We start from the raw sequence: 679 nt of genomic DNA on the forward strand, positions 1-679 counted from the left end.
GGCGTCGGGCTGCGGTGGCACCCCGACACCCGGCTGCGGCGACACCTCGACCGTGCGCTCCGCCCACGGCTGTGTCTGGTCTGCCATCTCGTGTCCTCCCCTGACCGATGCCGGCGTCGCCGGCCCGCCATCTCCGAGGGTAACGAGCCGACAAATCCGCTCGCCTGTGCGTGCGGTATGGGATAGACACGTGCGATGACGGATACTGCGCTGCCGATCACCGTCGGCCGGGCCGGCGACTTCGACGAGCTAGCGCACCTGTTCGAGATCGCCTTCCACACCGCCATCGGCTCCGAGTCGCGCGCGGCCGAGCAGAGTGTCTTCGAGCCGGAGCGCAGCCTGGTGATCCGCGACGGCGCGGAGCTCGTCGCGTCCGCCGGGGCGTACACCCGGGAGCTGACCGTGCCGGGGGCAGGCGTGCCGGCCGCCCACGTGACCATGGTCGCGGTGCTGCCGACCCACCGCCGCCGCGGCCTGCTCACCCGGCTCATGCGCCGGCAGCTACGCGAGGTCCGCGACGCCGGCCGGGAGCCGGTGGCCGTGCTCTGGGCCAGCGAGGGCCGCATCTACCCCCGGTTCGGCTACGGCCTCGCCGCCCAGCAGCTCACCGTCGATTGCGCCACCACCGAGCTGCGGCTGCCCGCCCCGACCTCCGCCGAGGGCCGGCTGCGCCTGGACC

At 73.9% G+C, this 679-nt stretch carries 1 protein-coding gene; it reads left to right on the plus strand.

Features of this window, described 5'->3' with window-relative positions; translation table 11 throughout:
* Window positions 1–195 precede the first annotated feature (195 nt).
* The coding region (locus tag MCAG_RS08455; RefSeq protein ID WP_007072543.1) for a GNAT family N-acetyltransferase at window positions 196–679 on the plus strand (484 nt) is incomplete at its 3' end.

Source organism: Micromonospora sp. ATCC 39149 (assembly GCF_000158815.1).
Taxonomy (GTDB): Bacteria; Actinomycetota; Actinomycetes; order Mycobacteriales; family Micromonosporaceae; genus Micromonospora.